The sequence below is a fragment of the Indiicoccus explosivorum genome, assembly GCF_002167005.1.
Taxonomy (GTDB): domain Bacteria; phylum Bacillota; class Bacilli; order Bacillales_A; family Planococcaceae; genus Indiicoccus; species Indiicoccus explosivorum.
Window position 1 is genome coordinate 39772 of sequence record NZ_NHTN01000017.1, and the last position, 14260, is coordinate 54031.

A 14260-nucleotide genomic window follows, 5' to 3' on the forward strand; every position below is an offset into this window, starting at 1 on the left:
AATTCAATAGTTTTCTTCCTGGCGTTCGTAGTTCTTCCGGTTTTTCGCCAAATACGCGCTGAGGACCTCCTCCTCGGTGAACCCGAGCGCGTCGCGAATCGCCCCGTACCAGCCCCAGACCGCCAAATACTTGGACATCCGGTAATCACCCATGAATTCCAGGACCGCTTTCTGCGCCGACAGAAACAGCTCCGTCAAATCCTCCCCTGAGCAAACAGGCGGCCATTCCGTAAGCGTAGCCAAGTTCTTCTCGATTCCGAGCGATAAGATGAAATGGAGGGAATCGACGAATTCCTCCAGCAGCACATCCCGCTCCGACGGGCCTTTCACGCTCCAGAACTTAAAGCAGCGGGTTTCGTTGGCCAGTTCCGCCAGCTCCGTCAGAAGCGCCAAGCCCTTTTTGCGGAACACGTCCTCCGTCACGCCCTGCTTGCGCTCGATATACGTATCCAATTCCCGCTGCATGTCAAACAGCCCTGTCAGTTCCATCACTCCCACTCCCTTCCCTTCCATTATACCGTTCACCACAGCATTAGCCATCCTGCAGCCGCGGCCTGCAAAGCTGCGAGGAACGGCAGCCCGAGGCGGAACGCCCCATGCTTCGTCTTGTGGCGGAACTGCCGCATGCCGAAGTACGCGCCGACGGCACCGCCACACCATGCCGCGAGCCACAGCCTGCGTTCCGGAATCCGCCAAACGCCCCGTTTCGCCCGTTTCTTGTCCGCCCCCATCAAAGCGAAAGCGAACACATTCACCGCTGCGAATAAACCCCATAACACCATTTCCATACGGTTTCCTCCAAAGAAAAAAAGGCCGGTGACAAGTCACCAGCCTTTCTTGATTATTTATTGATGGACTGTTTCGCCTGTTCAGCGAGTGCTGCGAATGCCGCTTCGTCCGTCACTGCGAGGTCGGCGAGCATTTTGCGGTTCACATCGATGCCAGCCAGTTTCAGACCGTGCATCAGACGGCTGTAAGACAGGCCGTTCATACGTGCAGCCGCGTTGATCCGCGTGATCCACAGTTTGCGGAAATCGCGTTTCTTCTGACGGCGGTCACGGTATGCATACTGACCGGATTTCATGACTTGCTGGTTCGCCACTTTGAAGAGTGTGTGTTTCGAACCGAAATATCCTTTGGCTAATTTAATGACTTTTTTACGACGCTTGCGTGTTACTGTTCCGCCTTTTACGCGTGGCATAATAATTACCTCCTGCTATTTCGTATGATTGAGTTCGGATTACTGGTTGTAGATCAGGGATTTGATGCGTTTCAGATCGCCGGCAGAGACGAGTTTGCCTTTGCGCAGGTGGCGTTTCTGTTTTGTCGATTTGTTAGCGAAGAGGTGGCTCGTGTACGCGCGGTTGCGTTTCACTTTGCCTGTCCCCGTCTTCTTGAAGCGCTTGGATGCGCCGCTGTGGCTTTTCATTTTTGGCATGTTGGTTCCTCCTAAACTGTTCGTCTGTTACTCTTTGTCGCTTTTCGCTTCTTTTTCGCTCTTCGTTTCTTTTTCAGCTTTCGGCGCCATCAGCAAGAACATGCTGCGGCCTTCCATTTTCGGCTTCTGTTCCACGGTCGCGACTTCCGCGCAGGCTTCCGCGAAGCGGTCGAGGACGCGCTGGCCGATTTCCTTGTGGGTGATCGCACGGCCTTTGAAACGGATCGACGCTTTCACTTTATCCCCTTTTTGGAGGAATTTGATCGCGTTGCGCAGTTTCGTGTTGAAGTCGTGCTCGTCGATGCCCGGGCTCAGCCGGACTTCCTTGACGTTGATCACTTTCTGGTTTTTGCGGATTTCGCGGTCTTTCTTCTGCTGCTCAAACTTGAATTTGCCGTGGTCCATGATACGGGCGACCGGCGGCTTTGCCTGAGGTGCGACAAGAACTAGGTCCAAATTGACACGGCTCGCGATATCAAGAGCTTCGTTGCGCGATTTGATGCCAAGCTGTTCGCCGTTCTGATCGATGACGCGAAGTTCGCGGGCACGGATGCCCTCGTTAACATACATGTCTTTGCTAATCGTAATCCACCTCCGAGTTTTTTCGCGAATACCTTTTTGTGTCCGGCCTGTTCGGGTTCCGTTCCAAAACAAAAGCGGACGGACACAAGAGGTCCGCCCGCATCGTATGACAAGCGCGCATGGAAGCGCGGATTCAGTCAATGTTGTGCAGAACCAGCCGACACGGAGTCGGGCAGGTGAGAAGCGGGCGCTCCTGCTTTGCCACAAATAAGTATTCTTAACCTTATCAAGGATAGCATGGTGCGCCCTCCGTGTCAACCGGTTCGCACACATCCTGTTTCCTGCCGCTTTCCGTTATTTCAATTCGCTCCGGATCTGGCTGAGGAAATCGTCGAACGGCATGCTTTCGGAGTTTTTCTCCCCGTATTTCCGGACGTTGACCGAGCCGTCCGCCAATTCCTGGTCGCCCAGGACGAGCATGTACGGAATCTTCTTTGTCTGCGCTTCCCGGATTTTGTAGCCGAGTTTCTCGTCCCGGCTGTCGATGTCCACCCGGATTTTATGCGCCTGGAGCTGTTCACGGATTTTATTGGCATAGTCGGCATGTGCTTCGAGGGACACCGGGATGATTTCGACTTGCACCGGCGCCAGCCATGTCGGGAATGCGCCTTTGTATTCCTCGATCAGGAATGCGACGAACCGTTCCATCGTCGACACGACGCCGCGGTGGATGACGACCGGCCGATGCTGCTTGCCGTCTTCACCGATATACGTCAGATCAAAACGCTCCGGCAGCAGGAAATCGAGCTGGACGGTCGACAGTGTCTCTTCTTTGCCGAGCGCTGTCTTTACTTGGACGTCGAGCTTCGGACCGTAAAATGCCGCTTCGCCTTCCGCCTCGAAATAGTCGACGCCGACTTCATCCATTGCGTCTTTCAGCATGGCCTGCGCTTTCTCCCACATCGCATCGTCGTCAAAGTACTTTTCTTTATCCGCCGGGTCGCGGTACGACAGTCGGAACGAGTAATCGCTGATGTTGAAGTCCTTGTAGACTTCCATCACAAGATTGACGACCCGGATGAATTCTTCCTTGATCTGGTCCGGCCGGACGAAAATGTGCGCATCGTTCAGTGTCATGCCGCGGACCCGCTGCAGCCCGGACAGCGCCCCGGACATCTCATAGCGGTGCATCGTGCCGAGTTCCGCAATCCGGATCGGCAGCTCCCGGTAGGAATGGATGCCCTGTTTGTAGATTTCCATGTGATGCGGGCAGTTCATCGGGCGAAGAACCAAGTCCTCGTTGTCCATATGCATGACCGGGAACATGTCTTCCTGATAGTGATCCCAGTGACCGCTCGTCTTGTACAGGTCCACGCTGCCGAGCACCGGTGTATACACGTGACTGTAGCCGAGCCGTTCCTCTTTATCGACGATGTAGCGTTCGATTGTCCGGCGGATCGTTGCGCCATTCGGCAGCCAAAGCGGGAAGCCTTGGCCGACTTTCTGGGAGTTCATGAATAAATTCAATTCTTTGCCGATCTTCCGGTGATCGCGCTCTTTCGCTTCTTCGAGCATCTGGAGGTGCTTTTTCAAGTCTTCTTTATTGAAAAAAGCCGTTCCGTAGATGCGCTGCAGCATCTTATTGTCGGAGTCGCCGCGCCAGTAAGCGCCCGCCACGCTCAGCAGCTTGAATTCCTTCAGTTTGCCTGTGGACGGGACATGTACGCCGCGGCACAGGTCGAAAAATTCACCTTGTTCGTAGATGGTGACGTCCTCGTCTTCCGGAATCGCGTCGATCAGTTCGAGCTTGTATTCATCGCCGATTTCCTCATAGCGCGCTTTCGCTTCGTCGCGTGAGACTTCCACACACTCGATGTCGAGGTTCTCGCCGATGATCCGCTTCATCTCTTTCTCGATGGCGGGCAAATCTTCTGCTGTAATCGCCTGCTCAGTATCGATGTCGTAATAGAATCCGTTCTCGATGACCGGTCCGACGCCGAGCTTTGCATCCGGGTACAGCCGTTTCACCGCCTGCGCTAGGAGGTGGGCTGTCGAATGCCGCAGTATTTCAAGCGCGCCTTCCGAATCCTGCGTCACGATTTCAATTTCTCCGTCCTGCTCGAGCGGCGACTTCAAGTCGACGAATTTCCCATCCAGTCTGCCGGCGAGCGCTTTTTTGCGCAGACCCGGCGAAATGGATTGTGCGACATCTTCTGTTGTGGTCCCTTTCTGGAATTCCTTGATGGCTCCGTCGGGGAATTTTAGTTGAATGCTTTCTGCCATAATTATCTCTCCTTTTTAATCAAGTCAGTACAAAGCTCATCGAGTGAATTCTGCGAATCACAGAAGAAAGAGCGGCAGGCGGCGACTCCGACGGGATCAGCGGGCCAAGCGAGACCCCGCAAGGCGCAGCCAAGGAGGCTCGCGGACCGCCCCGCGGCAGCCAGCACCGCGACGTCCTGTCGCGCTGGCTGCATTCCCCACATCGTGTGGGTCAGAAAGCGTCCGCCGGAAGCGATTTCTTCAGGTGAAAAGCCAGAAAAACAGAAAAAGCCCCATCCCATAAAAGGGACGAGGCGCTGCTCGCGGTTCCACCCTTCTTCTCCCTGCGCCGGCACGCGGCACAAGTGAAGCTCTCGAATCGGCTAACGGGCCGATACCGTCGGCTGCCGCCGGTGAAAAGGCGGAGCCGCTGCTATTGGGTCGGTAAGATCGTGTCCGTCACTCAGGAAGCTCGCAGCCAATGGCTTCCCTCTCTGATGAGCCGTTTCCATGATCCGTTTGTCCCCGTCACTGCATTTGGCTTATTATGAGTTTCATCATACGACGGGGCCGGAAAGATTGCAACCGGAAAATCACGATCGCCTGCGGTTTTTTCCGTCGAGGCGGACAGGAAGCGTCAGCGCGCGGACGCGCTCCATGACACGCGCCGCCTTCACTTCCTCTTTTTCGCCGCGCTGGGAGTACGTCAAGTGGTGCTCCAGTTCACTGTAACCGAAGTTCGACGTCATGAACGTCGGCAGTTTTTCCGCCATCCGGTAATGCAGGATGGTGCCGAGCACTTCATCCCGCGCCCAGCTCGACATCGATTCCGCGCCGATATCATCCAGCATGAGGACGGGCGCTTTTTTCACATACTCGATCTTCTCCTGGAGCGTCTGATCACCGATGGCCTGTTTCATCTCCCGGAGGAATTCCGGCACATAGACCATGACGGTCCGGATATCGAGCTCGGCCAATTCATTGGCGATGGCGCTCAGTAAATACGATTTGCCGACACCAAACTTGCCGTACAGGTAGAGCCCTTTCGCCGGCAGCTCATGCGGACCGAGCGCGCCGGCCAGGAAGCGGTTTGCCGCGCGGAAAGCCTCCATCCGCTCGGGATCCGGTTCGAATCCTTCCAGTTCCGCGGAGAGGACTTCTTTCGGCATATGCATGCTATGTATCATCGCCTCCGCCTTCCGCCTGCTGTCGCGGTCGACCTTCCGATGGCATTTGGCATATTCAAGTGAAATGTTGCCCCGGACGAGCACAAGTTTCGGCTCATGGCCTTTCAAGTAATTGATGCAGTGTTCCAGGTCCTTGCATTTGTCACAGCGGTGTGACTGTTCGGTATATTCCAGCAGTTTGCTGAGCCCCCGGTCCACGGTCTGTTTGTCCACTTCATCCGCATGCGCTTCCAGGAATTCCTGGACACCCGGGTGGTTCAGCACTTCATTGCGGGTTTTTTCATAGCGGCTGGAGAATCCAGGATCATTCACGACCCGCTTCAAGGTTTTGCCGATCGGTTCCATCTGTTATTCCCCCTTGCCTTTTCTCATTGCCAATTCCGCCAGCAGCTTCCTCTTTTCTTCCTCAAGGGACGAGCGTGCAGCGTCACCGGAAGCGGAATTTTCGGGCGGTGTTTTCAGGTCTGTCTCTTTGTTATGGAACCAGTCCGGCACTTTTTCTTCCCGGCCGGATTTTCGCCGGTTCCCTGATGAAGGGGCTGGACCTTCTTTTTTCCATTTCACGTACTGGTCGTGTTCGGTCCTTGCCAGTTCCATCGCTTCTTTCGCTGTCCGCACGTTTTTGCGGATCCAGTGGGAAGCGATTTTTTCGACGTATCCTTTCGTCAGTTTCATATCGGTCTTCAGCAGCACATACTGCAGCAGGACGTTGACGACAGGCGGTTCCATCCCGTGCGTCAGCACAAGCTGATTCGCCAGCTGGACGTCCGCCGGCAGCGGTTCTTTACCGTCTGCGATGTCGCGCAGCACTTCAGCAGGCGAAGCGGTCTCAAAATAATCAATGATCTCGTCCTGTCTCGTTTTCGGCTGTGTGTTTTCACGGTCCTTTTTTGCCTGCCGGACCGGCGCCAGCTCCGGCGCTTTAGCGGAAACAGTCATTTTATACAAATCGGCCGCCGCCTTTTTCAAGGCGTCTTCCTTCAGCTGGAAATCATCGCCGACAGCAAGGAGCACGACTTTCTGCATATCGAGCGGACCGAAACCATAAAGGAACGCAAGCTTGGCGATCAAAAGACGGATAGCCGGTGTCAGGACACGGGCGGGGACAAGCTGTTCGGACAGCCCTTGCCGCAGCGTGCCAAAGTCAAAATCGATCTCCGTTTCGTAAGGGGTCCGCGCTCTCGTCTGCCCGTCATCCGCCTGTGCCGGAATACCGTCTTTCTCGCGGACGGGTGTGAAGACGTCGGTGAATGTCCTTGAAACTTCCGCGAAACCTTCTTTATTCGGCAAATGCGCAGTCAGACGCTCCCGCGTCCGCTTATAAGCGCTTTCCCCGATTTTCCGGAACAGGAACATCGACAGAAGGGGATCCGAAAAAAACGTTTTCGGATCGAGCGGCGGGCACAGTTCATAAATGAATGACCGCTGCTCCCCCTCTTTCCGGAATGATTTAAGCAGACCGATCGCTTCCAGCCGGATGCGGGAGTCGAGAATGGCCGAGTCCGACGTGCCCATCCCTTCCATCAGCCGGTAGTGGGGAGCGGGCTCTTTCATGGATTCCCCTTCCGCCCATAGCGTCAGGTAAAGCGCCGCCGCTTCGAAACCGATCAGCGGCTGATACAGAAGAGTCAGCAGCTGCCGGTCGTAATCAGAAAACGGATACGGCAAAAACACACAATATGCGTCAGTCGGATGGAGTTCGTTGTAAGTCGCTGCCATCGTCTCCCACCTTATTCCGCTCCCGTTTTCTTATCGGAGGTCTTCTCGAGGAGGTCTTTCAGTTCATCGATGAAGACGGTGATGTCCTTGAACTGACGATACACCGATGCGAATCGGACATACGCCACTTCATCGATATCGGCCAGCCGGTCCATCACCATTTCACCGATATCCTCCGATTTCACTTCGGCATTGCCGATCCGGCGGAGTTCCTGCTCCACGCTGAATACGAGTTCTTCCAGTACGTCGAGCGGCACCGGGCGCTTCTCGCAGGCGCGGATCACGCCTTTCAGCACTTTCTCCCGGCTGAACTCTTCGCGCGAGCCGTCTTTCTTCACTACGATCAGCGGAGTTTCTTCCACTTTTTCAAACGTGGTGAAACGGTAGCCGCAAGCTTCACATTCCCTGCGCCTCCTGATGGCTTTCAATTCATCTGCGGGCCGTGAATCCACGACCCGGGTGCCGTTATGCTGACAGGACGGACACTTCATTTCGTACAACTCCCCCGTTTTATCTCTAAATGTCTTATCTCTCAGTATATCAAAAATCGGATGGCCCGACCGCATTTTCTTCGTGTTTGTTCCTCGCTGCTTTCTGTAAAAACGAATGCCAGATGAACTCGCTTTAGGCGGACGCTTTCCGGCCCACACGAAGTGGGTCATGCAGCTGGCGCGACAGGACGTCGCGAGGCCAGCTGCCGCGGGCAAATCGTTGCTCCCGCGCCGCTCCGCGTGCTCGTCGCAAACGAATGGTCAAGATCCTCTTGCCCATTCATTCGCTGATCCCGTCGGAATCGCCGCCTGCCGCTCTTTCGTCTGTTATTCACCAGAAAACGCAAGAGTGAACCATCCTGCAAGTTTCACTTGGCTTCCCAGAGCTGATCAAAGGAACTTTACGAAAACCATGTGCTCCTGCATCGCTACGCTCTTCGTCGCAAAGGTCGGGTTCAATCCTTTCGCCCAACCTTTCCTGCGGAATAACTGGCTGTCCGAGACCCCGCAAACCAGCGCCAGCGGGTGCGGAGGCTCGGCAGTCAGTCCGCGGAAAGCGAGCAGAAGTTCCTCGATCGGCGAAATGGAAGCGAGCAGGAAGTGCAGGCATGGATCAAGACAAAATAAAAAGCAGAGGATTTCTCCTCTGCTCTCCGCCTATGTTATCCCCATGGATCAGGCGCTGGCAATGACTTTTGTTTTACCGATACTGACTGGTCCCATGCCGCGCGGCACTTCGACGACTTCACGGTGCTGCGAGCCGAGTGCGTCTGCAATATAATCGGCGGCAATTGTCGGATCAAGATCGCCGCATGTATAGACATCGATGCTTGCGTAACCGTGTTCCGGGAAGCTGTGGATCGTGAGGTGGGACTCTGAGATGATGACCACACCGCTCACGCCTTGAGGCGCAAACTTGTGAAAAGCCACTTCCCGGACTTCCGCTCCCGATTTAAGCGCTGCGTCCACAAAAGTCTGCTCAATAAAATCCATGTCGTTTAATTTGTCGAATTCACACTGCCAAAGTTCTGCGATTACGTGACGTCCCATTGTTTCCAAGGTTCGTTTCCCCCTTTGAGTAATTGGTTTATTCAAAGTGACTACCACGGGGGAAAGTTAGTCCGGAGAGGTCCTAACCCTTTAAGTAGCCTCGTGAATGGTTTACGGGTCAGTTTTCCATCCCCCTCAACAAGTTCACGAGAACCATTATATGATGTACGTACGTCAATTGCAACAAAAAAGATTGATTTCCATCCAGCACGAAAAACCGCACTGTCCTTTTCGGTCAGTACGGCTTCATCAATTCGGGTTCCGGTTTAAAGCGCTTTTGCGTAAAGCCCCTTCGCGACTTTCTTCGTCAGGTCGACAACCCGGGCGGAATAGCCCCATTCGTTGTCATACCAGGCAAGCACTTTCACTTTCCGGTCGCCGATGACCATCGTCGACAGTCCGTCGATCGTCGCGGAAGCGCTTGTCGTATTGAAATCAACCGACACGAGCGGTTCCATCGTCACATGCAGAATATCCTTCAGCTCCTGCGCGGCCGCCCGTTCAAAAGCGGCGTTCACTTCTTCCGCCGTCACTTCCTGTTCCAGATCCACGACAAGATCCACGAGCGATACGTTCGGTGTCGGAACCCGGAGAGCCATGCCGTGAAGTTTTCCTTTCAGCTCAGGAAGCACCAATGACAGCGCTTTCGCGGCGCCTGTCGAAGTCGGGATGATCGATTCGCCGGCGGCCCGCGCCCGGCGGAGGTCCTTATGGGGATTGTCGAGGTTCTTCTGGTCGTTCGTGTAGGCATGGACGGTCGTCATCAGCCCGTTCTCGATGCCGAATGCGTCGTTCAGCACTTTCGCGACCGGGGCGAGACAGTTGGTCGTGCAGCTGGCATTCGAAATAATGTCATGCTTTTCCACGTCCAGCTTGTCATCGTTCACTCCGACGACGATGGTGACATCTTCATCTTTGCCCGGCGCTGTCAGAATCACTTTTTTTGCTCCGGCTTCCAGATGGAGAGCGGCTTTATCGCGGGCATTGAATTTACCCGTCGCTTCGATTACGATATCGACGCCCAGCTCTTCCCATGGCAAGTTCAGCGGATCCCGTTCACCCAGAAGCTTCACACGCTTGCCGTTGACGATCAGCGCATCTTCTTCCGCGAAAACTTCCCCGTCGAACCGTCCGTGATTGGTATCGTACTTTATTAAGTGGGCAAGTGTTTCAGCCGGGTAGCTGGCGTTCACCGCTACAATGGAAAAATTCTCTTCAAGAATCGCCTGTCGGAATACCATCCGGCCGATACGGCCAAAGCCATTTATGGCAATCGAAACTGTCATAACCGAAGCCTCCAATAATTGAGTTATACTTTTATAGCCTTTTCATGCGAATAGTATAACATAATTCATCACTTCCAGGTCCAGTTTTTTGAATAATAACCGTTCTTTTCAGCCAGCGGCTTTCCATTGACGTAAAATAGCCTCCAGCTGCTGTTCCGTTTCAGCCAATGTCCCGTTATTGTAGATCACGGCATCCGCCCCCTGCTCTTTTGTCGAAAGGGGCAGCTGCGAGGAGATGCGTGCCCGTGCCTCCTTTTCCGTGAGCCGGTTCCTCTCCATGAGGCGGGCGAGCTGGTTCTCTTCCGTTACGCTGACGACGAGCACTTTGTCGACGAAATGCTGGAGCCTGCTTTCAAACAAAAGGGGGATATCCATGATGACGGTATCCGCTCCGTTTTCCAGCCATCCATCGCGCTGGCGCAGCATTTCCTGTCGGATGGCCGGGTGCATGACTTCGTTCAGCTGCCGCCGGCTGACCGGGTCATTGAAAATCCGTTCCCCGAGTTTTTCCCGGTCGAGCGTTCCGTCCGGCCGGATCACTTCCTGTCCGAACAGGCGGCGGACGTCATTGAGCGTTTCCGAGCCGGGTTCAACGACGAGCCTCGCGACTTCATCCGCATCCACGACCGGGTATCCTTTGTTTTTCAGCATTGCCGCCACGGTGCTTTTGCCGCTGGCGATGCTGCCTGTCAAACCGATGATCATCTTCACCACTCACTTTTGGCAGGAAGGACAAAATACGGATGTCCGTCCGCCGATAGTCATTTTTTCTGTCTCAGCGCCGCAATCCGGGCACTGTTTTTTGCCGTACATTTTCAGCCGGTGCTGCATGCTGCCGGATTCACCGTTAATGTTCCGATAGTCGGAAATCGTGCTGCCCCCCGCTTCAATGCTTTCTGCAAGTATGCTGGAAACCGTTCGGAAGAGTGCGGTTTTCTGTTCTTCCGGCAAGTCGCCCGCCTGCCTGTCCGGCCTTATCTTCTCCCGGAACAGCGCTTCCGTGGCGTATATATTGCCGCAGCCGGAAATCACTTGGCCGTCCATGATCACTTCCTTGATCGGCTTGCGCGCATACTTCGGCCGGTTGCTCATATCGAGAAAATGATGCAGGGCGTCTTCCCCGAACGGCTCCGGGGCCATCAGGAGCAGTGGCGGGTACCCGCTTTCATCCTGCAGAAGCCGCATCTCGCCGAAGCGGCGGATATCCGAATAAACGAATAGGCTGCCGTCATCAAGTGTGAATACGATGTGCACATGCCGCCTGAACTTCTCCTCCCGTATACCATCGAGCGCTTCCACATGGAACCAGGCGCCGGTCATCCCGAGATGATTGATGAACAGGAACGGCCCTTCTTTTTCCATCATGAAATAAATGTATTTGCTCCTCCGTTCCACGGATCGGAAAGTGGCACCGGTCATTTCTTCGATGAATGCGTCTTCGGTAATCCGTTTCAGGATGGCATCCTTCCCTCCGGCTTTCGATTCCCTGACCGTTTCGGAGACCGTCACTTCCTGTACGGTCCTCCCTTCAACGGCCGGCCGGATGAGCCGGACCACCCCTTCCACTTCCGGTAATTCCGGCATCAGTCATCCTCCTTGTCCTTTTCAATCCAGTGAATCATTAATCCCGGTCCTTCTTGGCACAACGAAAACCCTAAAAGTTTCCTTCTTTTATTTCGTATCGAACCAGGTGTCGCCGTAAGCGAAATCGACTTTCAGCGGCACATTCAGCGCTACAGCCGATTCCATCATCTCCGGCACAAGGGTTTTCAGTATTTCCACTTCTTCAGGCGGCGCCTCAAAAATGAGTTCGTCATGCACTTGGAGAAGAAGGCGGGTCTTCAGCCCTTCCCGTTCCAGTGCGCCGGCCATATCGAGCATCGCTTTTTTGATAATATCCGCCGCGCTTCCTTGGATCGGCGTGTTCATCGCAGTCCGTTCAGCGAAGCTGCGCATATTGAAGTTGGAGCTGTTGATTTCCGGTAAGTAACGCCGGCGGTTCATCAATGTCGTCACATAGCCGTCCTTTTTCGCCTGTTTGACGATTTCCTCCATGTATTTCCGGACTCCCGGAAAACTCGACAAATACCGGTCGATGAATTCCCCCGCTTCCTTCCGGGTGATCTTCAGGCTCTCGGACAGTCCGTACTCGCTGATGCCGTACACAATCCCGAAGTTGACCGCCTTCGCGACACGCCGCATGTTCGGCGTCACCTCTTCAGGTTCTGTACCGAACACGTCCACAGCTGTCGCTGTGTGGATATCCTGGCCGGTCCGGAAAGCCTCGATCAGACCTTCGTCTTCCGAGATGTGCGCGAGGACGCGGAGTTCGATCTGCGAGTAATCCGCTGCTACCATGACCCATCCCGGTTCTGACGGGATGAACGCTTTCCGGATCTTCCGCCCTTCCTCGAGCCGGACCGGAATGTTCTGCAGGTTCGGGTTGATTGAGCTGAGCCGTCCTGTCTGCGTCAGCGCCTGCTGGAACCGGGTGTGGATCTTTCCGTCCTCGTGGATCTCTTTCAACAGACCTTCGATATAAGTCGACAGCAGTTTGCCGAGCTGCCGGTACAGCAGGATCTGTCCGATGATCGGATGCTTGCCTTCGAGTTTTTCCAGTACGTCCGCCGCAGTCGAGTAGCCCGTTTTCGTCTTCTTGATCGCCGGAAGCCCCAGTTTTTCGAACAGGATGACGCCGAGCTGTTTCGGTGAATTGATGTTGAATGTTTCGCCGGCCGCCTCGTGGATATCCGCTTCGATCTGACCCAGCTTCTGTGCGAGGTCCTCTCCCATCGCCTTGAGCTGGGCGCTGTCCACCCGGACACCGAGCGATTCCATCCCTCCGAGGATCACCGCCAGCGGCAGTTCGAGTTCATGGTACAGGGAAAACTGTTCATTCCCCTTCAGCTTCTCCTCGATCACCGGCCGAACTTCCCAGACCGCTTTCGCTTTTCGGGCGATATGTTCGTGGAGGATGCTGTCGAACGGCACAGCCCGCTTGGCGCCTTTGCCGTAGACTTGATCATCCGTCGATACGGCCGAATAGCCGTACTCGCGGACAATGTTCGGCAAGTCAGTATGCGTCAGCGAAGGATTGTCGATATACGCGCCGAGCATCAGATCCGCTTCCGCGCCTTCCAGTCCGATGCCGAGCCGGTGAAGGGCGGCGGCAGCCGCTTTCGAATCAGACAAATACTTTTTCTTCGCGGGGTCTTCAAGCCATGCTTTCAGCGGAGCGGACTCCTGGAGCGCTTCCGCCGGGAAGACATAAATCCCTTTATCATCTGCCAGCGCCAGCCCAAGAACAGGGGCAGTGTGATACTGCTCTCCGTCTATTTCGATCTGGACGGCCATTTCATCCCCCAGGAATTCCCCGCCGTCCTCCGGAGAAACGGTCGTAAATTCAATTTCCTGTCGCTCTTCCGTTATTTCTTCAGCGGGCGCATCCAGCTTGGCAAGAAGCGATTTGAACGCAAGCTCCTGCCAGATGCCTTTCAGCTGGTCCATATCAGGGCCCGAGTAGGTAAGATCCTCCAGCCTGATTTCCACTGGCGCCTGCCGTTCGATGGTCGCAAGCTTTTTGCTGATACGGGCGGATTCCTCGTTCTGTTCCAGCTTTTCTTTCAGCTTTCCTTTCAGCTGCCCGATGTTTTCATAAACCCCTTCCACACTTCCGTGCTGGGCAAGAAGTTTCAAGGCGGTTTTTTCACCGACGCCGGGGACTCCCGGAATATTATCGGAAGCGTCTCCCATCAGCCCTTTCATGTCGATGATCTGTTCCGGGGACAGCCCGTACTTTTCCCGTACATGTTCGACTGTGTACTTCTCGATATCCGTTATCCCTTTTTTCGTAATGTAAACGGATGTGGAAGGAGAAGCGAGCTGCGTGAGGTCCTTGTCTCCAGAAATGACTATGACTTCATCACCCGCTTCTTCCGCTTCCCGGCTGAGCGTTCCGATGATGTCATCCGCTTCATAATTGGGCAATTCATAACTTTTGATCTTGTACGCCTCAATCAGTTTTTTCAAGTGAGGAAACTGTTCCGACAGCTCGGGCGGCGTCTTTTGACGTCCGCCTTTATATTCCCCGAACGTCTCATGCCGGAACGTCGTCTTACCCGCATCGAAAGCGACCAGCATGTGGGTCGGGTTTTCCTCTTCCAGTATTTTTTGAAGCATCATCGTGAAGCCGTAAACCGCATTCGTATGGATCCCCTGATCGTTCGTCAGCAGCGGCAGTGCGAAAAACGCACGGTACGCCAGACTGTTGCCGTCGAGGAGCAATAATTTCTTCGTCACGTCCTA

14 protein-coding genes are annotated in these 14260 nt (G+C 54.6%); all 14 read right to left on the bottom strand.

Translation table 11 applies throughout. The features are described 5' to 3' along the window. Window positions 1-3: 3 nt before the first annotated feature. On the bottom strand, window positions 4-489 hold the full coding sequence (locus CCE92_RS05925; protein ID WP_088006608.1) for a dUTP diphosphatase: 486 nt from the start codon (window positions 487-489) through the stop codon (window positions 4-6). Between the two features lie 32 nt (window positions 490-521). Further along, complete coding sequence (locus CCE92_RS05930; protein ID WP_420913227.1) at window positions 522-788, bottom strand: DUF1294 domain-containing protein; 267 nt, start codon at window positions 786-788, stop codon at window positions 522-524. 53 nt (window positions 789-841) lie between these two features. Beyond that, complete coding sequence (rplT, locus tag CCE92_RS05935; RefSeq protein ID WP_088006609.1) at window positions 842-1201, bottom strand: 50S ribosomal protein L20; 360 nt, start codon at window positions 1199-1201, stop codon at window positions 842-844. A 39-nt stretch (window positions 1202-1240) separates the two neighbouring features. After that, window positions 1241-1438: a 50S ribosomal protein L35 gene (gene rpmI, locus CCE92_RS05940; protein WP_088006610.1), complete on the bottom strand. Its 198-nt coding sequence runs from the start codon at window positions 1436-1438 to the stop codon at window positions 1241-1243. A gap of 27 nt (window positions 1439-1465) precedes the next feature. Further along, window positions 1466-2008: a translation initiation factor IF-3 gene (gene infC / locus CCE92_RS05945; RefSeq protein WP_144390977.1), complete on the bottom strand. Its 543-nt coding sequence runs from the start codon at window positions 2006-2008 to the stop codon at window positions 1466-1468. 306 nt (window positions 2009-2314) lie between these two features. Then, the gene (gene thrS / locus CCE92_RS05950) at window positions 2315-4243 is read right to left on the bottom strand and encodes a threonine--tRNA ligase (RefSeq protein WP_088006612.1); all 1929 of its coding nucleotides are present in this window, start codon (window positions 4241-4243) and stop codon (window positions 2315-2317) included. A gap of 572 nt (window positions 4244-4815) precedes the next feature. After that, entirely contained in the window at window positions 4816-5754 is a 939-nt protein-coding gene (gene dnaI / locus CCE92_RS05960) for a primosomal protein DnaI (protein WP_088006614.1), read from the bottom strand. Window positions 5755-5757: 3 nt separating this feature from the next. Further along, window positions 5758-7128: a replication initiation and membrane attachment family protein gene (locus CCE92_RS05965; protein ID WP_088006615.1), complete on the bottom strand. Its 1371-nt coding sequence runs from the start codon at window positions 7126-7128 to the stop codon at window positions 5758-5760. Window positions 7129-7139: 11 nt separating this feature from the next. After that, complete coding sequence (gene nrdR / locus CCE92_RS05970) at window positions 7140-7619, bottom strand: transcriptional regulator NrdR (protein WP_088006616.1); 480 nt, start codon at window positions 7617-7619, stop codon at window positions 7140-7142. Between the two features lie 675 nt (window positions 7620-8294). Continuing rightward, window positions 8295-8678 (bottom strand): adenosylmethionine decarboxylase, encoded by a 384-nt coding sequence (speD, locus tag CCE92_RS05975; protein ID WP_088006617.1) that lies wholly within the window; start codon window positions 8676-8678, stop codon window positions 8295-8297. 257 nt (window positions 8679-8935) lie between these two features. Further along, entirely contained in the window at window positions 8936-9955 is a 1020-nt protein-coding gene (locus CCE92_RS05980) for a glyceraldehyde-3-phosphate dehydrogenase (protein ID WP_088006618.1), read from the bottom strand. Between the two features lie 108 nt (window positions 9956-10063). Beyond that, the gene (coaE, locus tag CCE92_RS05985; protein WP_088006619.1) at window positions 10064-10660 is read right to left on the bottom strand and encodes a dephospho-CoA kinase; all 597 of its coding nucleotides are present in this window, start codon (window positions 10658-10660) and stop codon (window positions 10064-10066) included. 9 nt (window positions 10661-10669) lie between these two features. Continuing rightward, window positions 10670-11539, bottom strand: coding sequence for a bifunctional DNA-formamidopyrimidine glycosylase/DNA-(apurinic or apyrimidinic site) lyase (gene mutM, locus CCE92_RS05990; RefSeq protein ID WP_088006620.1), 870 nt, complete (start codon window positions 11537-11539; stop codon window positions 10670-10672). 87 nt (window positions 11540-11626) lie between these two features. Further along, a complete protein-coding gene (gene polA / locus CCE92_RS05995) occupies window positions 11627-14254 on the bottom strand; it encodes a DNA polymerase I (RefSeq protein ID WP_088006621.1) in 2628 nt (875 codons plus the stop codon). Window positions 14255-14260: the final 6 nt, after the last annotated feature.

Excerpts from the sequence above, each read along its gene's own strand:
- CCE92_RS05925 (WP_088006608.1), bottom strand. The coding sequence starts at position 489 with ATGGAACTGACAGGGCTGTTTGACATGCAGCGGGAATTGGATACGTAT.
- CCE92_RS05930 (WP_420913227.1), bottom strand. The coding sequence starts at position 788 with ATGGAAATGGTGTTATGGGGTTTATTCGCAGCGGTGAATGTGTTCGCT.
- rplT (WP_088006609.1), bottom strand. The coding sequence starts at position 1,201 with ATGCCACGCGTAAAAGGCGGAACAGTAACACGCAAGCGTCGTAAAAAA.
- rpmI (WP_088006610.1), bottom strand. The coding sequence starts at position 1,438 with ATGCCAAAAATGAAAAGCCACAGCGGCGCATCCAAGCGCTTCAAGAAG.
- infC (WP_144390977.1), bottom strand. The coding sequence starts at position 2,008 with ATGTATGTTAACGAGGGCATCCGTGCCCGCGAACTTCGCGTCATCGAT.
- thrS (WP_088006612.1), bottom strand. The coding sequence starts at position 4,243 with ATGGCAGAAAGCATTCAACTAAAATTCCCCGACGGAGCCATCAAGGAA.
- dnaI (WP_088006614.1), bottom strand. The coding sequence starts at position 5,754 with ATGGAACCGATCGGCAAAACCTTGAAGCGGGTCGTGAATGATCCTGGA.
- CCE92_RS05965 (WP_088006615.1), bottom strand. The coding sequence starts at position 7,128 with ATGGCAGCGACTTACAACGAACTCCATCCGACTGACGCATATTGTGTG.
- nrdR (WP_088006616.1), bottom strand. The coding sequence starts at position 7,619 with ATGAAGTGTCCGTCCTGTCAGCATAACGGCACCCGGGTCGTGGATTCA.
- CCE92_RS05980 (WP_088006618.1), bottom strand. The coding sequence starts at position 9,955 with ATGACAGTTTCGATTGCCATAAATGGCTTTGGCCGTATCGGCCGGATG.
- coaE (WP_088006619.1), bottom strand. The coding sequence starts at position 10,660 with ATGATCATCGGTTTGACAGGCAGCATCGCCAGCGGCAAAAGCACCGTG.
- mutM (WP_088006620.1), bottom strand. The coding sequence starts at position 11,539 with ATGCCGGAATTACCGGAAGTGGAAGGGGTGGTCCGGCTCATCCGGCCG.